The organism is Verrucomicrobiia bacterium (assembly GCA_036405135.1).
Lineage (GTDB): Bacteria > Verrucomicrobiota > Verrucomicrobiia > Limisphaerales > JAEYXS01 > JAEYXS01.
The window spans coordinates 65,987-83,548 of the sequence record DASWYF010000033.1; the positions used below are offsets into that span (position 1 = coordinate 65,987).

At 56.1% G+C, this 17,562-nt stretch carries 12 protein-coding genes; 5 read left to right on the forward strand and 7 right to left on the reverse strand.

Going from position 1 to position 17,562, the window contains the following annotated elements; translation table 11 throughout:
- Positions 1-33 precede the first annotated feature (33 nt).
- From VGH19_15645 to VGH19_15655, 3 genes are all read right to left on the reverse strand, one after another.
- Positions 34-525 (reverse strand): hypothetical protein, encoded by a 492-nt coding sequence (locus VGH19_15645; GenBank protein ID HEY1172801.1) that lies wholly within the window; start codon positions 523-525, stop codon positions 34-36.
- A gap of 352 nt (positions 526-877) precedes the next feature.
- Positions 878-1,900, reverse strand: a complete 1,023-nt coding sequence (locus VGH19_15650) for a prepilin-type N-terminal cleavage/methylation domain-containing protein (protein ID HEY1172802.1) — start codon at positions 1,898-1,900, stop codon at positions 878-880.
- Between the two features lie 30 nt (positions 1,901-1,930).
- The gene (locus tag VGH19_15655) at positions 1,931-2,419 is read right to left on the reverse strand and encodes a hypothetical protein (GenBank protein HEY1172803.1); all 489 of its coding nucleotides are present in this window, start codon (positions 2,417-2,419) and stop codon (positions 1,931-1,933) included.
- A gap of 691 nt (positions 2,420-3,110) precedes the next feature.
- Here VGH19_15655 and VGH19_15660 point away from each other — a divergent pair.
- Together VGH19_15660 and VGH19_15665 are read left to right on the forward strand one after the other, a co-directional pair.
- Complete coding sequence (locus tag VGH19_15660; protein HEY1172804.1) at positions 3,111-3,488, forward strand: VOC family protein; 378 nt, start codon at positions 3,111-3,113, stop codon at positions 3,486-3,488.
- 78 nt (positions 3,489-3,566) lie between these two features.
- Positions 3,567-4,772, forward strand: a complete 1,206-nt coding sequence (locus tag VGH19_15665) for a radical SAM protein (GenBank protein ID HEY1172805.1) — start codon at positions 3,567-3,569, stop codon at positions 4,770-4,772.
- A 49-nt stretch (positions 4,773-4,821) separates the two neighbouring features.
- On the opposite strand, the gene VGH19_15670 is transcribed toward VGH19_15665, so the two are convergent.
- The 3 genes from VGH19_15670 to VGH19_15680 form a co-directional block, all read right to left on the reverse strand.
- The gene (locus VGH19_15670; protein HEY1172806.1) at positions 4,822-5,424 is read right to left on the reverse strand and encodes a hypothetical protein; all 603 of its coding nucleotides are present in this window, start codon (positions 5,422-5,424) and stop codon (positions 4,822-4,824) included.
- A gap of 203 nt (positions 5,425-5,627) precedes the next feature.
- Positions 5,628-8,336, reverse strand: a complete 2,709-nt coding sequence (gene acnA, locus VGH19_15675) for an aconitate hydratase AcnA (GenBank protein ID HEY1172807.1) — start codon at positions 8,334-8,336, stop codon at positions 5,628-5,630.
- Between the two features lie 104 nt (positions 8,337-8,440).
- On the reverse strand, positions 8,441-9,853 hold the full coding sequence (locus tag VGH19_15680; GenBank protein HEY1172808.1) for a leucine-rich repeat domain-containing protein: 1,413 nt from the start codon (positions 9,851-9,853) through the stop codon (positions 8,441-8,443).
- A gap of 115 nt (positions 9,854-9,968) precedes the next feature.
- Here VGH19_15680 and dprA point away from each other — a divergent pair, with 115 nt between their 5' ends.
- Positions 9,969-11,078 (forward strand): DNA-processing protein DprA, encoded by a 1,110-nt coding sequence (gene dprA, locus VGH19_15685; protein ID HEY1172809.1) that lies wholly within the window; start codon positions 9,969-9,971, stop codon positions 11,076-11,078.
- Here dprA and VGH19_15690 read toward each other — a convergent pair.
- Entirely contained in the window at positions 11,062-12,090 is a 1,029-nt protein-coding gene (locus tag VGH19_15690) for an SCO family protein (GenBank protein ID HEY1172810.1), read from the reverse strand. The two genes, dprA and VGH19_15690, sit on opposite strands and share 17 nt — an antisense overlap.
- A 231-nt stretch (positions 12,091-12,321) precedes the next feature.
- Here VGH19_15690 and VGH19_15695 point away from each other — a divergent pair, with 231 nt between their 5' ends.
- The gene (locus tag VGH19_15695; protein ID HEY1172811.1) at positions 12,322-16,731 is read left to right on the forward strand and encodes a PVC-type heme-binding CxxCH protein; all 4,410 of its coding nucleotides are present in this window, start codon (positions 12,322-12,324) and stop codon (positions 16,729-16,731) included.
- A gap of 102 nt (positions 16,732-16,833) precedes the next feature.
- Positions 16,834-17,559 carry a type II secretion system protein gene (locus VGH19_15700; GenBank protein HEY1172812.1) on the forward strand — a complete coding sequence of 242 codons (726 nt, stop codon included), beginning with the start codon at positions 16,834-16,836 and terminating at the stop codon, positions 17,557-17,559.
- Positions 17,560-17,562 lie beyond the last annotated feature (3 nt).

The window sequence follows — 17,562 nt, forward strand, 5'->3', positions numbered from 1 at the left end:
GGAGGTTGGGTGGTTTTGCAGGTTTGACAGGGTTCATTGCGCGGTGATCTCGCCGGTTTTTTGATCGATCATGTATTTCTTTCCTTTGGGGGCGTAGAGGACCTTGGCGAGGTAGCGTGATTTCACGAGTTCCTCGATGTTGGCGGGGTAGCGGCGAAATTCCGCCTGAAAGCCGGTCACGGCTTCCATGACTGTGGCCAGATTGAGGTCATGGGTCTCCGGGGTGGCCTGGGATTTGAAATCATCGATGTCCCGCTGGGACATGCCTTTGAAGATGTCTTGGGGGCCGGTCTCCTGAGTTCCGGGGATGGCAGCAGCGGAGGCGGCACCGGGAGGCGGTGTCTGGCCCGGTGCCACGGGAGGCGCAGCCGGATCGGTGGCGGGGGTGATGGCAACGGCCTCCGAAGCTGGGGGAGGCGGCGGAGGGGCGACCATCCCGGCATCCTCTTTGTTGCCACAGCCGATGAGGGTGAGACCGGTAACGAAGGCGAAACCGGCGGAGAGAAATATTTTGGACTGGTTCATCACAATCAAATCCGGTGTGGATGTGATGAACTGTAGGATTGTTTATTAATAAGTTAAATAGGCATTTTGTGTTACCTACTTATATTAGTTTATATAATTTATATAAAAATGATTGGCTGGAAACTAATGAAAGGGAATTTCAAATTCTCAGTGTTCAGTTTTCAGCGGGGAAGTGATTTTCGGGGCGTCGTTGGGGTTTCGGGGGAGAATTCAACCACTGAGACACGGAGGGCACAGAGACAGAAGACGGACATCATAACGGCCGCTCGAGCCCAGTGATAATATCTGGGATGAAGCCAAAAAAGCGGAGGCCGTGGGGCCTCCGCTTTGCGAAGTTTTATGTTAAACTAAATCAGTCCCTAGGAGCGATGGTCCACATGCCGGTTTGTTTGGCCATGGCCGTGTTGGTAGAACCCAAGGTCTTGGCCGGCAACAAGGCTTCCGCATGACCGTCTATAAAGAGGTAGTCGATATAATCGTTGTGATAGGCACGAGGATCAACGTACTGGATGTCCGTGGTGGTAGTTGTGGCGTAGTGGACGTTCGCCGTGTCAATGGTCTGGTTGTCCAGTGATCCCTGTTGGCAGGTGCTGCCGCCCGTGCCCGAGCTGGTGTTACGACCACGGATAATCTCCGTCAGCAAAATGGTTCCAGTCGGATCTTGGATGATAGCACTGCTGATACCGCGCTGACGACGGGGTTCGGCGGCTTGCTGCCAGCCGTTATCCATCGGGTTGGCCGTTTCGTCTATCCAAGCGGCGGCAGGCGCTTCGCCATCCAACCAGCGGAGACCCACACCTGTGAGGCTGGCCGGAGAAGGCGGCCATTGAGAGGTGGTGTTCACCAAGAACGGTGCCGTGCCACCTGCACCCGGACCATTGATGTCCATGGAGTTACGGGGCATGGCGTAGCTGCGGGTGCCGTCCGGGAACCGTGTGTCCGACGAGAAGAGCTTGTTCGACGGACACTTCAGCGTTTTGGAAGCCGGAGGGTTCTGGATGTAGTTGGCACTGTTCGCATACTGGGTGCCGCCTTGCATACGGCGCGGTTCCCAAGCTTTCAGGGTGCCCATCGTCTCCGGACCGCCCAAGTAGGCGTGGATATAATCATCCCAGCCCCAGGCAACGCCTGATACCCAGCGGAGCACACCTGGAGGAATGCGGTCAGCGTTATCCGACTGGTACATGCCCATCATCACACCGACCTGCTTGGTATTGTTCAAGCAGCCGTTCTGGAGGGCGCGGGCTTTGGCCTTGGCCAATGCGGGCAGGAGCATGCCGGCGAGAATCGCGATGATCGCGATCACGACTAGCAGTTCAATGAGCGTGAACGCCTTCAGGCGCTGGCTCAATGATTTGGGTTGTGGTTCTTTCATAGGGGGGTGGGGGGTTGATCGGTTAAGAGCTTACTCAGCGGTGACTTCACCGGTTTTTTGGTTGATGGAGTACTTCTTGCCTTTGGGTGCATACAACACTTTGGCCAAATAGCGGGATTTAACGAGTTCTTCCATATTGGCGGGATAGCGGCGGAATTCGGCTTGGAAGCCGGTGATGGCTTCCATGATCGGCCCGATATTCATATCATGCGTCTCCGGTGTGGCCTGCGATTTAAAATCATCAATGTCACGCTGGGACATGCCTTTGAACATATCGGTAGGGCCAGATTGGGCGGCAGGAATCGCTGCAGCGGTGCCTGGAAGCGGTGCATCAGGAGTACCGGCTGGGGCAGGAGCACCTGGAGCAGCCGCAGGAGCGGTGGCATCCATGGCCACGGGAGCGGTGGACGCCGGAGGGGGTGCCACGCTGACATCCCCGCCATCTCCACCACCACAACCGGCCACCAAAAGGCCCAGAACAAGGGCACTGCCAGCGGTGTATCGATAATAGTTTTTCATCACAATTTCTTACAATTGGTATGTTTTGAATTTGCGCCTGCTAATTCTGGTTTTGAATAGGCATTTTGGGTGGGTGGAAAATAAGCTGCTCAAAGTGGAAAAAACAAAGGTATCACTCCAACGCCCCAAAAAAGGCCGATTTTAAAGGCAAAATGCAGGTTTTCACAAATATGACTCCTGCAGGAAGAATGCCATACGTAAAGGTACGCAAAAGGGCGTATACCCCATGTGAGAGGTGAAAGGGGTTCTGCCAAGTCATGTTCATCAAGGGGTATCTCGATGGAATCGGGGATTTTGGTTCGATGGGGCGGGGAATAGCCTCTGGTTTCAGGTGGAGAGCGTTTTTTTTTATTCTGTGGCCGATTGGGGCGGGGATTATTGGGTTCGGGCGATGAAAAGATTATCAACCGAATGGGGCAAGAGAATGGAAGGTTAGGATTAAAAGGAGGAGGAGGAGGGGTGAATCATAGCAGGAGTTTTCAGCCGGTTGCACCGGTGGACTGCTCAATAGCCACAAAGAGGTACCGAAGGCGCAAAAGGGATGAACTGATTTCCAGTTTTGGATTTAGTCATGCAGTGAAAGGATGGACTTTTTGGTTTTCTTCGGTCCCCCCCAGAAACGTGCGTGATCCCTCCGGCATCGAAGTCAATCGTGCTGGAACAATCCGGCTTATTCCCGGATATTAGAGATATGAAGTTCCTGGAGTTAAACCACGTGGCCGTGCATGTCGCGGATGTGACGAAGAGCTGCGAGTTCTATCAACAAGTGCTGCGGTTGGATTCCATTCCACGACCCGCGTTTGATTTTCCTGGAGCATGGTTTCGCTTGGGGGAGCGGCAGGAACTGCATCTCATCGGGGATCGCACCGTGCCGGTGAATTCGCACAATCGCGGCGACCACTTCGCACTGCTGGTGGATGATATCGATGCGTGGGAGAGGCACTTGCAATCCACCGGCTATCCGTTTCGCCCGAAGAAAACGCGGCCGGATGGCGCATGGCAGATCTTCATCATCGATCCAGATGGGCATTACATCGAGCTATGCACGCCACCGGGACCGGTGAAATGATCCCTGTCTTCGTCATTCGGATTTGGACATTGCCGCAAGCCCCTTGGCATTCGATCACATAACAGTATAATGCGGCTGATGTATCTGCGCTTTGCCAAACGCCTGCTGGTCGAGACCGATAAACGCCTGCTCATGAAGCTGGCGTATAACTTCGGCTGGCGCGGCATGCGCTCCGTGCAGCTTTTCAAAAAGCGCATGAAGCAGGGAGAATACTTTCCGCCCTTCCTCTACGTCTCCGTGCTAAATAGCTGCAACCTCCGCTGCCAAGGCTGCTGGGTGGACGTCGCGGCCAAACAGGAGAAGATTCCGGCAGAGGATTTGCACCGGCTTATCCGTGAAGCCAGCGCGGCAGGCAACAGCTTCTTCGGCATCCTCGGCGGCGAACCCTTCATGTACAAGGGCCTGCTCGATATCCTCGCGGAGCACAAGGACTGTTACTTCCAGATCTTCACGAACGGCCAGCTCATCACGGACGATCTTGCCAAGCAGATGCGCCAGATGGGGAACGTGACACCGCTCGTCAGCATCGAGGGTAACGAGATCATCAGCGATGAACGGCGTGGCAAGGATCAGGTGTTCACGCGCTCGATGGCGGGCTTGCAACGCTGCCTGGATAACAAGTTGATGACGGGCGTTTCCACCAGCCTGTGCCAGACGAATTTCAAGGACTTGTTGCGTGAAGAGTGGCTGGATCGGCTCATCGAGATGGGTGTGATGTATGCGTGGTATCACACGTATCGACCGGTGGGGCCGAATCCGAACACGCAACTCTGCCTCACGCCGGAGCAGCAGGTGGAGATTCGCAAGTTCGTGGTGGAGATGCGTGTGAAGAAGCCTATCGTGCTGGTGGATGCGTACTATCAACACGATGGTCAGGCGCTCTGTCCCGCCGCTACGGGCATCAGCCATCATATCAGCCCCTGGGGCGCGATCGAGCCGTGCCCCATCATCCAGTTCGCGAAAGAAAACATTCGCGACAAACGGAACATCAAAGACGTTTTCGTGCAATCCGAATACCTGCGCGATTTCCGCCAGCTCGCCTCGCAGACCACGCGTGGCTGCATCGTGCTGGAGCGCCCGGACCTGCTGAAAGATTTCGTGCAGAAGCACAAAGCTCCCGATGGCACCGCGCGCCAAACCTCACTCGCCGAACTCGCCGCCATGCAACCGCGCACTTCGCAGTATCGTCCGGGCACGGAAGTGCCGGAAAAGAGCTGGGCGTACAAGTTCGCGAAGAAACATTTCTTCCACGATTTTGGGGCGTATAAGGGGTTGAAATCTTAGATTTCTCTCGTCTCAAAAAATATGCCGCGCAGGGGAATCTCTTTCGAGATCAATCCTGCCCGAATATTTTCTCGTAGATTTTCTTCTGTCCCAAAACACTTCCGTGCTCTATCTCGCGAATCGGCAAGGGCACGTTCTTTTGCACCTCAGTCACTAAAGGCATTAGCGTATCACGATCTAGCCCTTGAGCCAGGACGTACCGATCGGTTTTGCCATCGATTTCAAATACTAGTTGTAACTCAGAAAGCTTTGATTCACCCGTTCCTTCTGATGAATAAAAATCACTGATGATAAATGCAAAACTCAAATGACTGGTGACACCAAATGTCAGATTACGATCCGGAAGAGTTATCTCGCCTGTCTTGCGATCATAGCGGAATACCGTGCCACGCTTCTGAGCTGATCGATACTCAGCGCGGTTGAGCATGATGCTGAAAATTGTCGTAAAGACACCGAACAAAACTATGCCAGTCGCGATGATGTAAGAGCCCTTGCTGGCCATGAAACCAGCCATGCTGCAGGCGAGAACCATGATCAACACGCCGACGGCAAAGTGTTTGCCCGTGGGCATATTCGTCGGAACTATCTCAAACACATTCTCAGAAATCTGTGCTTTCCATTTCCGTTCCCCGCTATAAATGCCTTCACCCACAACGAACTTCTCTCGTGGTATCTGGTGAGGAGGCATGTAGGTTCCTTTTAGCTATGGTTGGTATGTATCAAAGGTTGGATTGCTGGAATAGCAGAAATCTGAAGTAAGGTTCTTTATGAAATTCAAACGCCGCGTTGATTGCTCAACGCGGCGTTTTGAATTTGCTACTCGCGCCGGGTCGGAGACCGGCGCTCCACAAGGCCTTACGCCTTCGCGATCAACTGGCGCAGCACATACGGCAGGATGCCGCCGTGCTGGTAGTAGTCGATCTCGATCGGGGTATCGATGCGGCAGCTCACGGGGACGTTCTCCACGGAGCCGTCTTTGCGCGTGATCTTGAGCGTGAGGTCTTGCTGCGGCTTCACGTCCGGGCTGAGGCCCACGACGTCGTAGGTCTCGCTACCGTCCAGCTTCAAGGTCTGTGCGGTGGTGCCTTCCTTGAATTGCAAGGGCAGCACGCCCATGCCGACGAGGTTGCTGCGATGGATGCGCTCGAAGCTCTGCGCCACCACGACTTTCACGCCGAGTAGGTTCGTGCCTTTCGCAGCCCAGTCGCGGCTGGAGCCGGTGCCGTATTCCTGACCAGCGATGACGATGAGCGGGGTACCGCTGGCGATGTGTTTCACCGCGGCGTCATAGATGGACATCTTCTCACCCGTCGGTTGATAGATCGTGTTGCCGCCTTCTTCACCACCGAGCATCAGGTTCTTGATACGGACGTTCGCGAACGTGCCGCGTGTCATGATGCGGTCATTACCACGGCGTGAGCCGTAGCTGTTGAAGTCCGCGAATTCCACTTTGTTATCGCTCAAGAATTTGCCGGCAGGCGACGACTTCTTGATGGCACCTGCAGGGCTGATGTGATCCGTGGTGACAGAGTCACCGAAGATGCCGAGGGCACGCGCGCCGGAGATCGACTTGATCGTGCCGGGTTGCAGGGAGAAGTCCGTGAAGAACGGCGGCTCCTGGATGTAGGTGGACTGGCGGTCCCATTCGTAAACGTTGCCCACGCTGGACGGGATCTCGTTCCACTTTGGATTCTGCGCGGCGAAATCTTTGTACAGCTTGCGGAAGACTTCCGGCTTAAGCGCGGACTTCATCGCGTCGCTGACTTCCGTGAGCGTCGGCCAGATGTCGGCGAGATAGACGGGTTCGCCGTCCTTGCCCTTGCCGATCGGCTCGCAGCTCAGGTCGATATCTACACGACCCGCGAGGGCGAACGCCACCACGAGCGGCGGCGACATGAGGAAGTTCGACTTGATGTTCTGATGCACGCGCGCTTCGAAGTTACGATTGCCGGACAGCACGGAGGCCGTGACGAGATCGTTCTTCACGATGGCGTCTTCCACCGCTGCATCCAGCGGGCCGGAGTTACCGATGCACGTCGTGCAGCCGTAACCGACCGTGTTGAAGCGCAGCTTGTTCAGGTACGGTTGCAGCCCCGTCTTCTTGAGGTAATCCGTCACCACGCGTGATCCGGGGGCGAGGGAAGCCTTCACGGCAGGGTTCACCTTCAGACCTTTTTCCACGGCCTTCTTCGCGAGGAGACCGGCGGCGAGCATCACGCTCGGGTTCGAGGTGTTCGTGCAGCTCGTGATGGCCGCGATGAGCACGGAGCCGGTGCCGACGGTGGCTTTCTTCTTATCGGCCATCTCCAGCTTCACGGACTTGCTGAAATCTTTGCGCGTCTTGCCGAAACCGTTCTCGGTGACGGGGCGTTGGAACGCCTTGAAGAATTCGCGTTGCAGGTTGCCCAGCTCGATGCGGTCTTGCGGACGCTTCGGACCGGCGACGCTCGGCACCACGGTGCTGAGGTCCAACTCCACGACTTGCGAGTATTCCACATCGCCCTTGTTCGGGATGCCCCACAGGCCTTGCGCCTTGTAGTAGTTCTCATACGTAGCGCAATCCGCATCACTGCGGCCTGTGCCCTTGAGGTAATTCACGCACTCGGCATCGATCGGGAAGAAGCCCATCGTGGCGCCGTATTCCGGAGCCATGTTCGCGATCGTCGCACGATCGACGAGTGGCAACGCCGCGGCACCGGGGCCGAAGAATTCGACGAACTTGCCGACGACCTTCGCCTTGCGGAGCATTTGCGTAACAGTGAGAGCCACGTCCGTAGCAGTGACACCTTCGCGGATGGCACCCGTCAGATGCACGCCCACGACATCGGGCGTGAGGAAGTAAACCGGCTGACCGAGCATACCAGCCTCAGCCTCGATACCACCGACACCCCAGCCGACGATGCCCAAACCATTGATCATGGTGGTGTGGGAATCCGTGCCCACCAGCGTGTCCGGATAATAAACGCCTTCCGCGCTCAACACGCCCTTGGCGAGGTATTCGAGATTCACCTGATGCACGATGCCGATGCCCGGCGGCACGACCTTGAAGGTATCAAACGCCTGCATGCCCCACTTCAGGAACTGGTAACGCTCGCGGTTACGGGAGAATTCCAGGTCGAGATTCTTCGCCATCGCCTCGGCGTTGCCGGAGAAGTCCACTTGCACCGAGTGATCCACCACGAGGTCCACGGGGACGAGCGGCTCGATTATCTTCGGGTTCTTGCCGATCTTCGCCACGGCGGTGCGCATGGCCGCGAGGTCCACGAGCAGCGGCACACCGGTGAAGTCTTGCAGCACGATACGCGCGACCACGAACGGGATCTCCGCCGTGCGGCTCTCGGTCGGCTTCCAGTTCGCCAGCTCTTTCACGTTCGCTTCCTGCACCTTGAGGCCATCGCAGTTACGCAGGACGGATTCGAGGACGATGCGGACGGAAACCGGCAGCTTGGAGATGGGGCCGACCCCGGCCTGTTCCAAGGCGGGCAGCGAGTAGAACTTGCCCTTTTTCCCGTTACCGAGTTCAAAAGTCTGGAGGGTATTGAAGAGATTATGCGGCGTGCTCATAAGGCGGTGATCATCAAATCGTAAAATCTAGTGCGCTAAAAATGGGGTTTTGGACGGGGGATGTCAATAAACGCGATGAAAACACCGCTGCTTCGGCATGGAAACTAGAAACCCAAGGCTTTCCACCATGGTTTCATGATCTTGCTGATGACTTTCGCGTCTTTCTCGGTCGTCACCAGCCGGTCTGGATAGATCCAAACATCAAAATCCCCGTCCTCTGTGCCGCAATAGATGATCCAGTCGTGCTTGGTCTGGCATAGCTCCTTTTGGATAGTCGCCACGATCCAAGGCAAATCCCGGATAGCCTTGCGCGAAAGCAGGCTGAGCGTGCTGGAGCGGAACATGCCGTTATTGATGGGGAAATTGAAATCCTTCTCGTTCTTAAACTTCTCACCCAGGGCCTTTTCCAGACGAGTAAGCAACCAGTCACGTTCGCTCCACATCATGGCCTCATTCAGATCTTCGGGCCGCAGGCCATATGCTTCCTGACCATTGTAGCGGAGGAACTCTGATTCGGTCACCGTTTCCATTTTAGCAGATGGAGAACTCTTGGGTTTAGGAAGCAGAAAATCTTCATCCCATGACCTCAATGATTGCAACAATTTCTCTTTTTGCTCCGGATCGGCTGACGTTTTTTCAGCCAAGCGAAACTCCCGTAATCCTTCATTCTTGGCGGCCAGCAGGTTGCTGACCTTGGGACAGTTGAAAGCCAGCGACCTAAGCCGGAGATGAACAGGTAATTCAGCTGCATCTAAAGCCTCATCAGTCCAGAGTTCTAAATGTGTAAGCTGTGCGCAGGAATGTAATGGATGCAGCTTCGAAAAACTTCCTTTCAGGAATACATTCTCAAGCTTTGGAAAATTTCCGATGCAGTCTAATTTGGTCAAGTTGGCGGCACGAAGGTTGACCAACTGAGGCATGGCAGGCATCCCCTCCAGCGTGATGTCGCCTGAGCCATTGATCTTGAGCGTGACTAGGGCATTCAATGGTCCGCTATGGGACATGTGAGCCATTTGCGAGGGAGAGAGTTCCAGAGCCTTCAGCCGGGGCAGCGTTCCCAAGAATTTCAAATCCTCCGCTGGATTCCCACGCAGATCGAGGAATTCCAAGGCTTTCAATCCGCCCAACACGTTTAAGTTGGTGAGTTCGTTGCTGGCGAGATACAGCTTCCGCAACTTGGTCAATGAGGCTAAAGGAGCGATATCCCCCGTTGGATGCCCAGATAGCACCAATGTCTCCAGACCGGTCAGTAACGCCAAGGGGGACAGATCGGCAAGCTCATCCCTTTGAAAGCTGATCCATGTCTTCTTTTCCAGTTCCGACCAGGCCAGTTCCAATTCTTTCTCACTCAATTTGGCGAGGATACCATTGGCAGTCTGGGGAGTGGCTTCCCACAAAGTATCCAAATGCTTTGACAGAGCTCCAGTAGCCGAACCCAACATCTTCACCAGCGTATAGGCTGTCTGAGAGGCGAGGTTTTGGCTTCGACAAAGGTTGATGAAACTAGCTTGGCTCATGCTCCGGTTGGATTCGCTGCATTTATGATGCTTGGTGTATTTCGTGTCCAGCGCTGACTCTTAGTAAAACTCCCGCTTGCCCGCCTCGCCGTTTCTCCCGTAGCTTTTCGCCATCATGGATGCCACGGAGGCGTATATCGCGTTAAACATGATTGAGGGTGTCGGCCCGGTGAGGGTGCGGCAGTTGCTGGACTATTTCGGCGATGCCCCATCTATCTTGAAAGCGGGCAAGGACCAGCTCATGCGCGTGAACGGCATCGGGCCGGAGATCGCCAATAGCATCGCCTCATGGGAAAGCGATGTGGACCTTAGCGGTGAACTGCGGCGCATCCAGGAATACGGCTGCCATGTGGTGACGAAGGAAGACGCCGTGTATCCCGCCCACCTCCGCGAGATCTACGATCCGCCGATTGTCTTGTATGTGAAGGGTAAGTTGCTGGAGAAGGATAAGCATTCCGTGGCCATCGTCGGTTCCCGCATGACCACGAATTACGGCACTGAGACCGCCCGGAAGTTTGGTTACCAGCTTGCCTATGTAGGTGTGACCGTGGTGAGCGGCGGCGCTCGCGGCATCGATACCAGCGCGCATCAAGGCGCCTTGAACGCCAAGGGCCGGACCATCGCGGTGCTGGGCACGGGCATCAATATCGTTTTCCCCACCGAGAATGTGCAGTTGTTCGAACGCATCTCTGAAACTGGCGCGGTCATCACGCAATTTCCCTTCAATCGTCCGGCGGACAAGCAGACGTTTCCCATCCGCAACCGCATCGTGGCCGGGATGACCTTGGGCACCATCGTGGTGGAGGCGAATCTGGCCAGCGGCGCACTCATCACCGCACGCATGGCCGTGGATGCCGGGCGACAGGTCTTCGCCGTGCCAGGTCGCATCGATTCTCCGCGCAGCAAGGGCTGTCACGAGCTCATCAAGAAAGGCGCGAAACTCTGCGAAGGCGCAGAAGATGTGCTGAGCGAGTTCGAGTATCTTTTCCCGACGACGAACAAGCCGCCTTCCTTGGCGGAAGGCGGTGAACTGCCCGCTCTGGAACTCTCCACGAACGAAGCCAAAGTGCTGGACGCCTTCAATAAAGGCTCAGAGACGAGCATGGATGAGATCATCCGGGGCAGTGGATTACCTACATCGGCTGTAGGCGCGACTCTCTTCGGGCTGGAGATGAAGAAGATCGTGAAACGGTTACCGGGGAATCTGTTTACTCGGCAGCGTTAGGCGGGATCGGCACCGGCGGAGCTTCACCCGTCGCAGGCACCAGTGCCGCTTCTTTCAATTTCGCCACAAGTTCATCCACCTTCCACTCGTTGCCGATGAAGATCGAGTAAACTCGGCCGCGCGTATCGATGACCACGGTGCGCATGTTGTGATTGAAGTTAAAGGTGCCGTCCTCGCGGCTGAAGACCATGCCAAAGCGCTCGCCGATGTCATCGATCTCGATCAACGCACCCGTGAGGAAGCTCCACTTCTCCGGTTTGTAATGCGTGCGCTGCGCGTAGGCGCGCAAGACTTCTGGCGTATCCATCTGCACATCGAAGGAGAGACTGAGCAGGTGCCAGTTCTTCGGAGCTGTCGTGTCCTCTTCGAGCTTCTGATAGGCGCGCTTGAAGTTATCCGTGAGGCGCGGACAGAAGTTCGGGAACGGACAGCGCGTGAACATAAAAGTCAACGCCACCGCCTTGCCGCGAAATTCATCCGTGCGGACGCCTTTGCCGAACTCATTGATGAAAGGATAGTCAGGCAGTTTATCGCCCAGTTTTAACACATCCACATTCCGCACCAAGCGGGTGGTGGGTGGCGGGACGGGTGGCGTGTTCGTATGGCCCAATACCTGAACCTGATCGATCCAGCCATCGTCATGCGTCACCAGCATGCGGAAGGAGATGGTGTCACCCACCGCGACACCTGCGAGATCATTGGTGCTCTTGACGCTCAGAGGCATGGTCATCGCCTCCATGTAACCAGGTATCTCCTCATGGCGGATGACCGCTGTGGTCCCGTTCGGACGAAGCTGCTGCACCACGCCCTTTACCTCAAAAATATTGGTGGCACCAGGAAGCGGGTCTTTGACCCTCGCAACCGTGGGTTTGGCAATCGTTGGCTTAGTCGGTGCAGGCGGAGCGGTCACGGCTGGCACGGTTGGCGGCGGCGGGTCACAAGCAGTGACAAAGAGCGCAACTGCCACAAAGGCAGTCACGTAAGCAAATCGATGAACCATATCCAAACGCATGATGGACCTATTATAAGATCGTTTCTCCTGCCGCACAATAACGGGCGCAAACCACCTCGTTGCTAAGGTTTCCCGCCCGCGTCTCATATTACTAGACGTGTCTTACCCGCTTTATACTCAAAAATCTTTGGCTGAATGTGCCGTCAGGTGCCTTCGTCAGTCTTTTCCTCATTGAATCGGAATGCCTTTATGGCTTTGCTAGGTTTACCCAAACAGCCCGTGAATTTGTTTATGCATCAGCGCATCCTTGCCATCACGTTCAGCCTGCTCGGCGCCGTCATCGCCCACGCCCAGCAACCGGCGAAGCTGGACCTCAAACCCGGCGAGCACATCGCCATCATCGGCAACTCCCTGCCGGACCGCATGCAGCACAGCGGCTACTTCGAGGCGCTCATCCAGGCCAAGTATCCCAAACACGAACTGGTGGTGCGCAATCTCGGTTTCGCCGGTGATGAAGTGATGAAGCGCAGTCGCTCGGAGAATTTCGGCTCGCCCGATGAATGGCTCACCAAAGTGCAGGCGGATGTCATCTTCGCATACTTCGGCTTCAACGAATCGTTCAAAGGCTACGGCGGCATCGAGCAGTTCAAGGCCGAGCTGGGCCTGTTCCTGAAAGAGACGAAGGCGAAGAATTATTCCGGCAAAGGCGCACCGCGCATCGTCCTCTTCTCGCCGATCGCCAATGAGAAGCATCGTGATGCCAATTTCCCTGACCCGACGGCGAATAACACGAATCTGGAGAACTACACCGCTGCCATGGCCGAGGTGGCCAAGGCGAATGATGTGCAATTCGTGGATCTCTTCCGCCCGTCACAGCAACTTTACGCCGCGCAGAAAGGTCAATCACTCACGGTAAACGGCCTCCATCTCACGGAAGAAGGTGACAAAGTGCTCGCGCCCGTGATGTTCCAAAGCGTGTTCGGCGAGAAAGCTCCCGGCGGCAATCTGGAAAAACTGCGAGGAGCCATCAATGACAAGAACACCGAATGGCACGCGCGCTATCGCACGGTGGATGGTTACAACGTCTATGGCGGCCGCTCGAAGCTAAGCTACGAATCTCCCAAGGGCGCGGCGAAGATCTCTAACTACGATGTGATGCAGCAGGAGATGGCGCAGCGCGATGTGTTGACGGCGAATCGCGACAAACGCGTCTGGTCCGTGGCCCAAGGCGGTGATCTCAAAGTGGATGATTCAAATCTGCCTGCGGTGACCGAAGTGAAATCCAACAAGCCCGGCGCGAATGCCGACGGCTCGCATAAGTTCCTCGGTGCAGAAGAAGCCATCGCGGCCATGAAGGTTCACTCCAGCATGAAGGTGAATCTCTTCGCCAGCGAGGAGCAGTTCCCGGAACTGGTCTACCCCGTGCAGATGAATTGGGACACGAAAGGTCGTCTCTGGGTCGCCGCGTGGCTGAACTATCCCGAACGCACACCGACCTCGAAGAAGGGCGATAGTCTCCTGATCTTTGAAGACACGAACGGTGATGGCAAAGCGGACAAGTGCACGACCTTTCTCGAAGGTCTGAATTGCCCGACTGGTTTCCAGTTCTATCAGGATGGCGTGTTGCTCATGCAGGCGCCGGACCTGTGGTTCGTGCGGGATACGAATGGCGATGGCAAGGCGGACACGATGCAGCGCGTGCTGATGGGCATGGATTCGGCTGACTCGCATCATACCGCAAACGCCATCTGCTATGAACCGGGCGGTGCGATCTACTTGAGCGATGGCGTGTTCCATCGTTCCCAAGTCGAGACGGCCAATGGCGTGGTGCGTAACAACGATGGCGCGATCTACCGCTACGAGCCGCGCACGGGCAAGTTCGAGACGTATGTTTCCTACGGCTTCGCGAATCCGCACGGTCGCGTCTTCGATTACTGGGGCAATGACTTCATCACGGATGCCACGGGTAACAACACTTACTTCGGCCCGGCGTTCAGCGGTCGTATCGATTATCCCGCCAAGCATGCGAGCATGAAACAGTTCTGGGATCGTCCTTCACGTCCTTGCCCCGGCACTGGCATCCTCTCCAGCCGCCATTTCCCGGAAGAGTTTCAGAATAATTTCCTGAATCTGAACGTGATCGGCTTCCAAGGTATTTACCGCGTGAAGGTGGATCAGGACGGCTCTGGTCTGAAGGGGCAGACGCTTGAGCACCTGATCTTCTCGGAAGATCCGAATTTCCGTCCCTCCGATGTCCGCGTGGGGCCGGATGGCGCGCTTTATTTCACGGACTGGCACATCCCGCTCATCGGCCACATGCAGCATCACTTGCGCGATCCGAATCGTGGCAGCTCACGCGGTCGCATCTATCGCATCACGTATGAGGGCCGTCCGCTGCTGAAGCCTGCGAAGATCGATGGTCAATCCATCGAGAAACTCCTCGATCTCTTGAAGGAACCCGAGAACGGCACGCGTGAACTCGCGAAGATCGAACTCAGCAAGCACGACAGCGCAAAGGTCGTCGCAGCGGTGAAGAAGTGGGCGGCAGCCTTGGATAAGAAAGATCCCGCTTATGAGCATCACATGATGGAAGCACTCTGGGTGCATCAGTGGCACAACATTGTGAACGTGGACTTGCTCAAGCGCATGCTCCGCTCACCTGAAGCGAATGCCCGCGCCGCCGCTACACGCGTGCTCTGCTACTGGCGCGATCGCGTGTCCGATGTGCTGCCGCTCCTCGCAGTGCAGGCAGCGGATGAAAGCCCACGCGTCCGCCTCGAGGCCGTTCGCGCGGCCAGCTTCTTTGAGAATGCTCAAGCCGCCGATGTCGCACTCGCCTCGCTTAAGCAGCAACCCACGGATTATTATCTGGATTACACGCTGGGCGAGACGATGAAGCAGTTGGAGAAATACTGGCGCAAGACGATAGCCGATGGCAAACCCATCGCCGCGGATAATGCCCAAGGAATCAACTACCTCCTACGCTTCCTCACATCCGGCGAGTTGCAGAAACTACCGCGCACATCAGGTGTGCTGGAAGCGATCCTCACACGCCCCGGCATCAGCGATGCAGACCGTGCATTGGCTCTCGATGAGCTGGCTCAACAACGCAAGACGGACAAAGCCACGCTGCTGATCAATCTGCTCGATAGTAATCAGAAGGACCGCACGGCGTCGGGCAATCTGGCTCGCTTGCTCGCGTGGCAAGCTCCGGCGGAATTGAAAGCGCAACGTGCGCGGCTGGCCATGCTGACCAGCTCCAATGTGCCGGATGTGCGCTCCGCTGCATGGGCCGCGCTGGCATTGGCGGGTGACGGATTTGAAACGGTCTGGAAAGATGCGAGCAAGGAACCCAAGACCTTGCAGGATCTGTTGGCGGGCATTCCGCGCCTGACGGATTCGGATTTCCGCGCGAAGGCTTACAGCAAAGTTCTTCCGCTCTTGAACGAGCTGCCTGCCGCATGGAACGCGAATGCGCCCAAGACCGCGAAGGGTCGTTACGTTCGTATCGAATTGCCGCGCAAAGGCACGTTGACGCTGGCTGAGGTGCAAGTCTTCAGTGGCGGCAATAACATCGCGTTGAAGGGCAAGGCGAAGCAATCCACCACCTCGCATGGCGGCGATGCCAAACGGGCGATCGATGGCAAGATTGATACAAACTACGGCAGCGGCACACTGACACACACTCAGGAGAATTCGGACAATCCGTGGTGGGAACTGGACTTGGGCAGCGACCAGACGATCGAGAATGTGGCGGTCTGGAATCGCGTGGAGGGTGGCTTGGAAACGCGCTTGAATGACTTCACGCTCGTGGTGCTGGATGGCAATCGTGCAGAAGTTTTCAAGAAGGCGGGCAATCCGACACCGAAGCCGAGCGTGACACTCGCCGTGGGACCGAATGATCCGACGGGAAATATCCGACGCAACGCGATTCAGGCGCTAGTGAGCATGGGACATGAACCGAAGGCGGTCTTCAATGCGCTGGCGAAGTTGATCGCGGACAAGAAAGACGTGACTGCCGCTGCCCGCGGCATCGTGGTCCTTCCGCGCGCGGAGTGGCCAAAGAAGGAAGCAGGCGAGACGGCAAAAGCCCTCGCGGCTTGGGCCAAGACAGTGCCCGAAGGCGACCGCACGGCACAGGAATTCATCGAGACATTGCAGGTGGCGAACGATCTGGCGGGGCAGCTTCCAGCAAATGAAGCCACAACGCTCCGCAAGGAATTGCGGGCGATCAGCGTGTCCGTCTTCGTCATCCGCACAGTCGTCGAGCAGATGCGCTATGACACACCGCGCATCGTAGTGGAAGCGGGCAAGCCGTTTGAGATCATCATCGAGAACCCGGACTTCATGCCGCACAACCTGGTCGTCATCAAACCCGGCACGCGCGAGAAGATCGGCAATGCCACGGCCACGATGATGCCGGACCAGCTCGATAGCCAAGGCCGTCCTTTCGTGCCAAAGGGTGGCGATGTCCTTGCCGCCACGAAACTGCTCGAACCCGGCATGCGCGAAACGCTCAAGATGACCGCTCCGACTCAGGAAGGCGTGTATGAATACGTCTGCACCTATCCCGGCCACTGGATGATCATGTGGGGCCAGCTCGTAGTGACGAAGGATGTGGATGGCTATCTGCAAGCCAATCCGCAAGTGAAGCTCTCGGCGTCAGCCGAGGGCGAAGGCCACGAGCATCATAAGAAGTAAGCGAGCGAATCGACTGCGACTCATAGCCCTTTTGGCCTAGCCTCAAAGGGCTATGGGTTGTCACATAAGTGCATGCTACGTTTCTAATAATAAAGGAACGGCATGAAGTTGATTCAGCCAACAAGCAAGCGCCTCACTGCCTTCACATTGATCGAACTCATTGTGGTTGTAGGGATATTGGCTGTGCTGCTTGTGCTGTTCTTTCCGATTCCTCATCCGCACCGCAAACGCAGCCAAGCTTCGGTCTGTCTGAATAATCTCAAACAGGTGGGCGTTGCCTTGAGCCTCTACGCGGCCGATCACTCCGGCCTTTTCCCCTGGCAACAGTTCAGTGTGCCGGGTGACACAAATTCAACACCCGCTATCCCTGCGGAAAATTTGCCTGTGTGGTCATACTACGGTCGCACGTTTTCTGATGCCTATGGACCTGATTGGTCCGGTGTTAACAAAAATCTCCTCTGCCCGGCCGATACCGAGCGCAAGCCAAGTTCATTCTCCAAGACACGTATCAAAAGCGATCGGGAAACCAGCTATTTCATCGGCTTGAATGAGTTTAATACCCGAGAAGATGTAGTGGCCTTAGGCGATCGAAACCTGTCACCCGGCAAGGGTCAGCCTTTCTATTCCAGTGCCCATCGTAAGCCAGTCAATGTCGATACCAACACCACCGTCTGGGTAACCAACAAAAACGACCAGTTTCACGGAGACTATGGCAACCTGCTCTTCACGGATGGGCATGCGGAATCGATCAGAGACATGCCTGCGCTATTGATAAGCGCAATGAAATCTGGCGGCACCAATGCCAACAGATTCCTGTTTCCGCAATGATTG

Excerpts from the sequence above, each read along its gene's own strand:
- VGH19_15650 (HEY1172802.1), bottom strand. The coding sequence starts at position 1,900 with ATGAAAGAACCACAACCCAAATCATTGAGCCAGCGCCTGAAGGCGTTC.
- dprA (HEY1172809.1), top strand. The coding sequence starts at position 9,969 with ATGGATGCCACGGAGGCGTATATCGCGTTAAACATGATTGAGGGTGTC.
- VGH19_15695 (HEY1172811.1), top strand. The coding sequence starts at position 12,322 with ATGCATCAGCGCATCCTTGCCATCACGTTCAGCCTGCTCGGCGCCGTC.
- VGH19_15645 (HEY1172801.1), bottom strand. The coding sequence starts at position 525 with ATGAACCAGTCCAAAATATTTCTCTCCGCCGGTTTCGCCTTCGTTACC.
- VGH19_15655 (HEY1172803.1), bottom strand. The coding sequence starts at position 2,419 with ATGAAAAACTATTATCGATACACCGCTGGCAGTGCCCTTGTTCTGGGC.
- VGH19_15665 (HEY1172805.1), top strand. The coding sequence starts at position 3,567 with ATGTATCTGCGCTTTGCCAAACGCCTGCTGGTCGAGACCGATAAACGC.
- VGH19_15660 (HEY1172804.1), top strand. The coding sequence starts at position 3,111 with ATGAAGTTCCTGGAGTTAAACCACGTGGCCGTGCATGTCGCGGATGTG.
- VGH19_15690 (HEY1172810.1), bottom strand. The coding sequence starts at position 12,090 with ATGCGTTTGGATATGGTTCATCGATTTGCTTACGTGACTGCCTTTGTG.
- VGH19_15700 (HEY1172812.1), top strand. The coding sequence starts at position 16,834 with ATGAAGTTGATTCAGCCAACAAGCAAGCGCCTCACTGCCTTCACATTG.
- VGH19_15680 (HEY1172808.1), bottom strand. The coding sequence starts at position 9,853 with ATGAGCCAAGCTAGTTTCATCAACCTTTGTCGAAGCCAAAACCTCGCC.
- acnA (HEY1172807.1), bottom strand. The coding sequence starts at position 8,336 with ATGAGCACGCCGCATAATCTCTTCAATACCCTCCAGACTTTTGAACTC.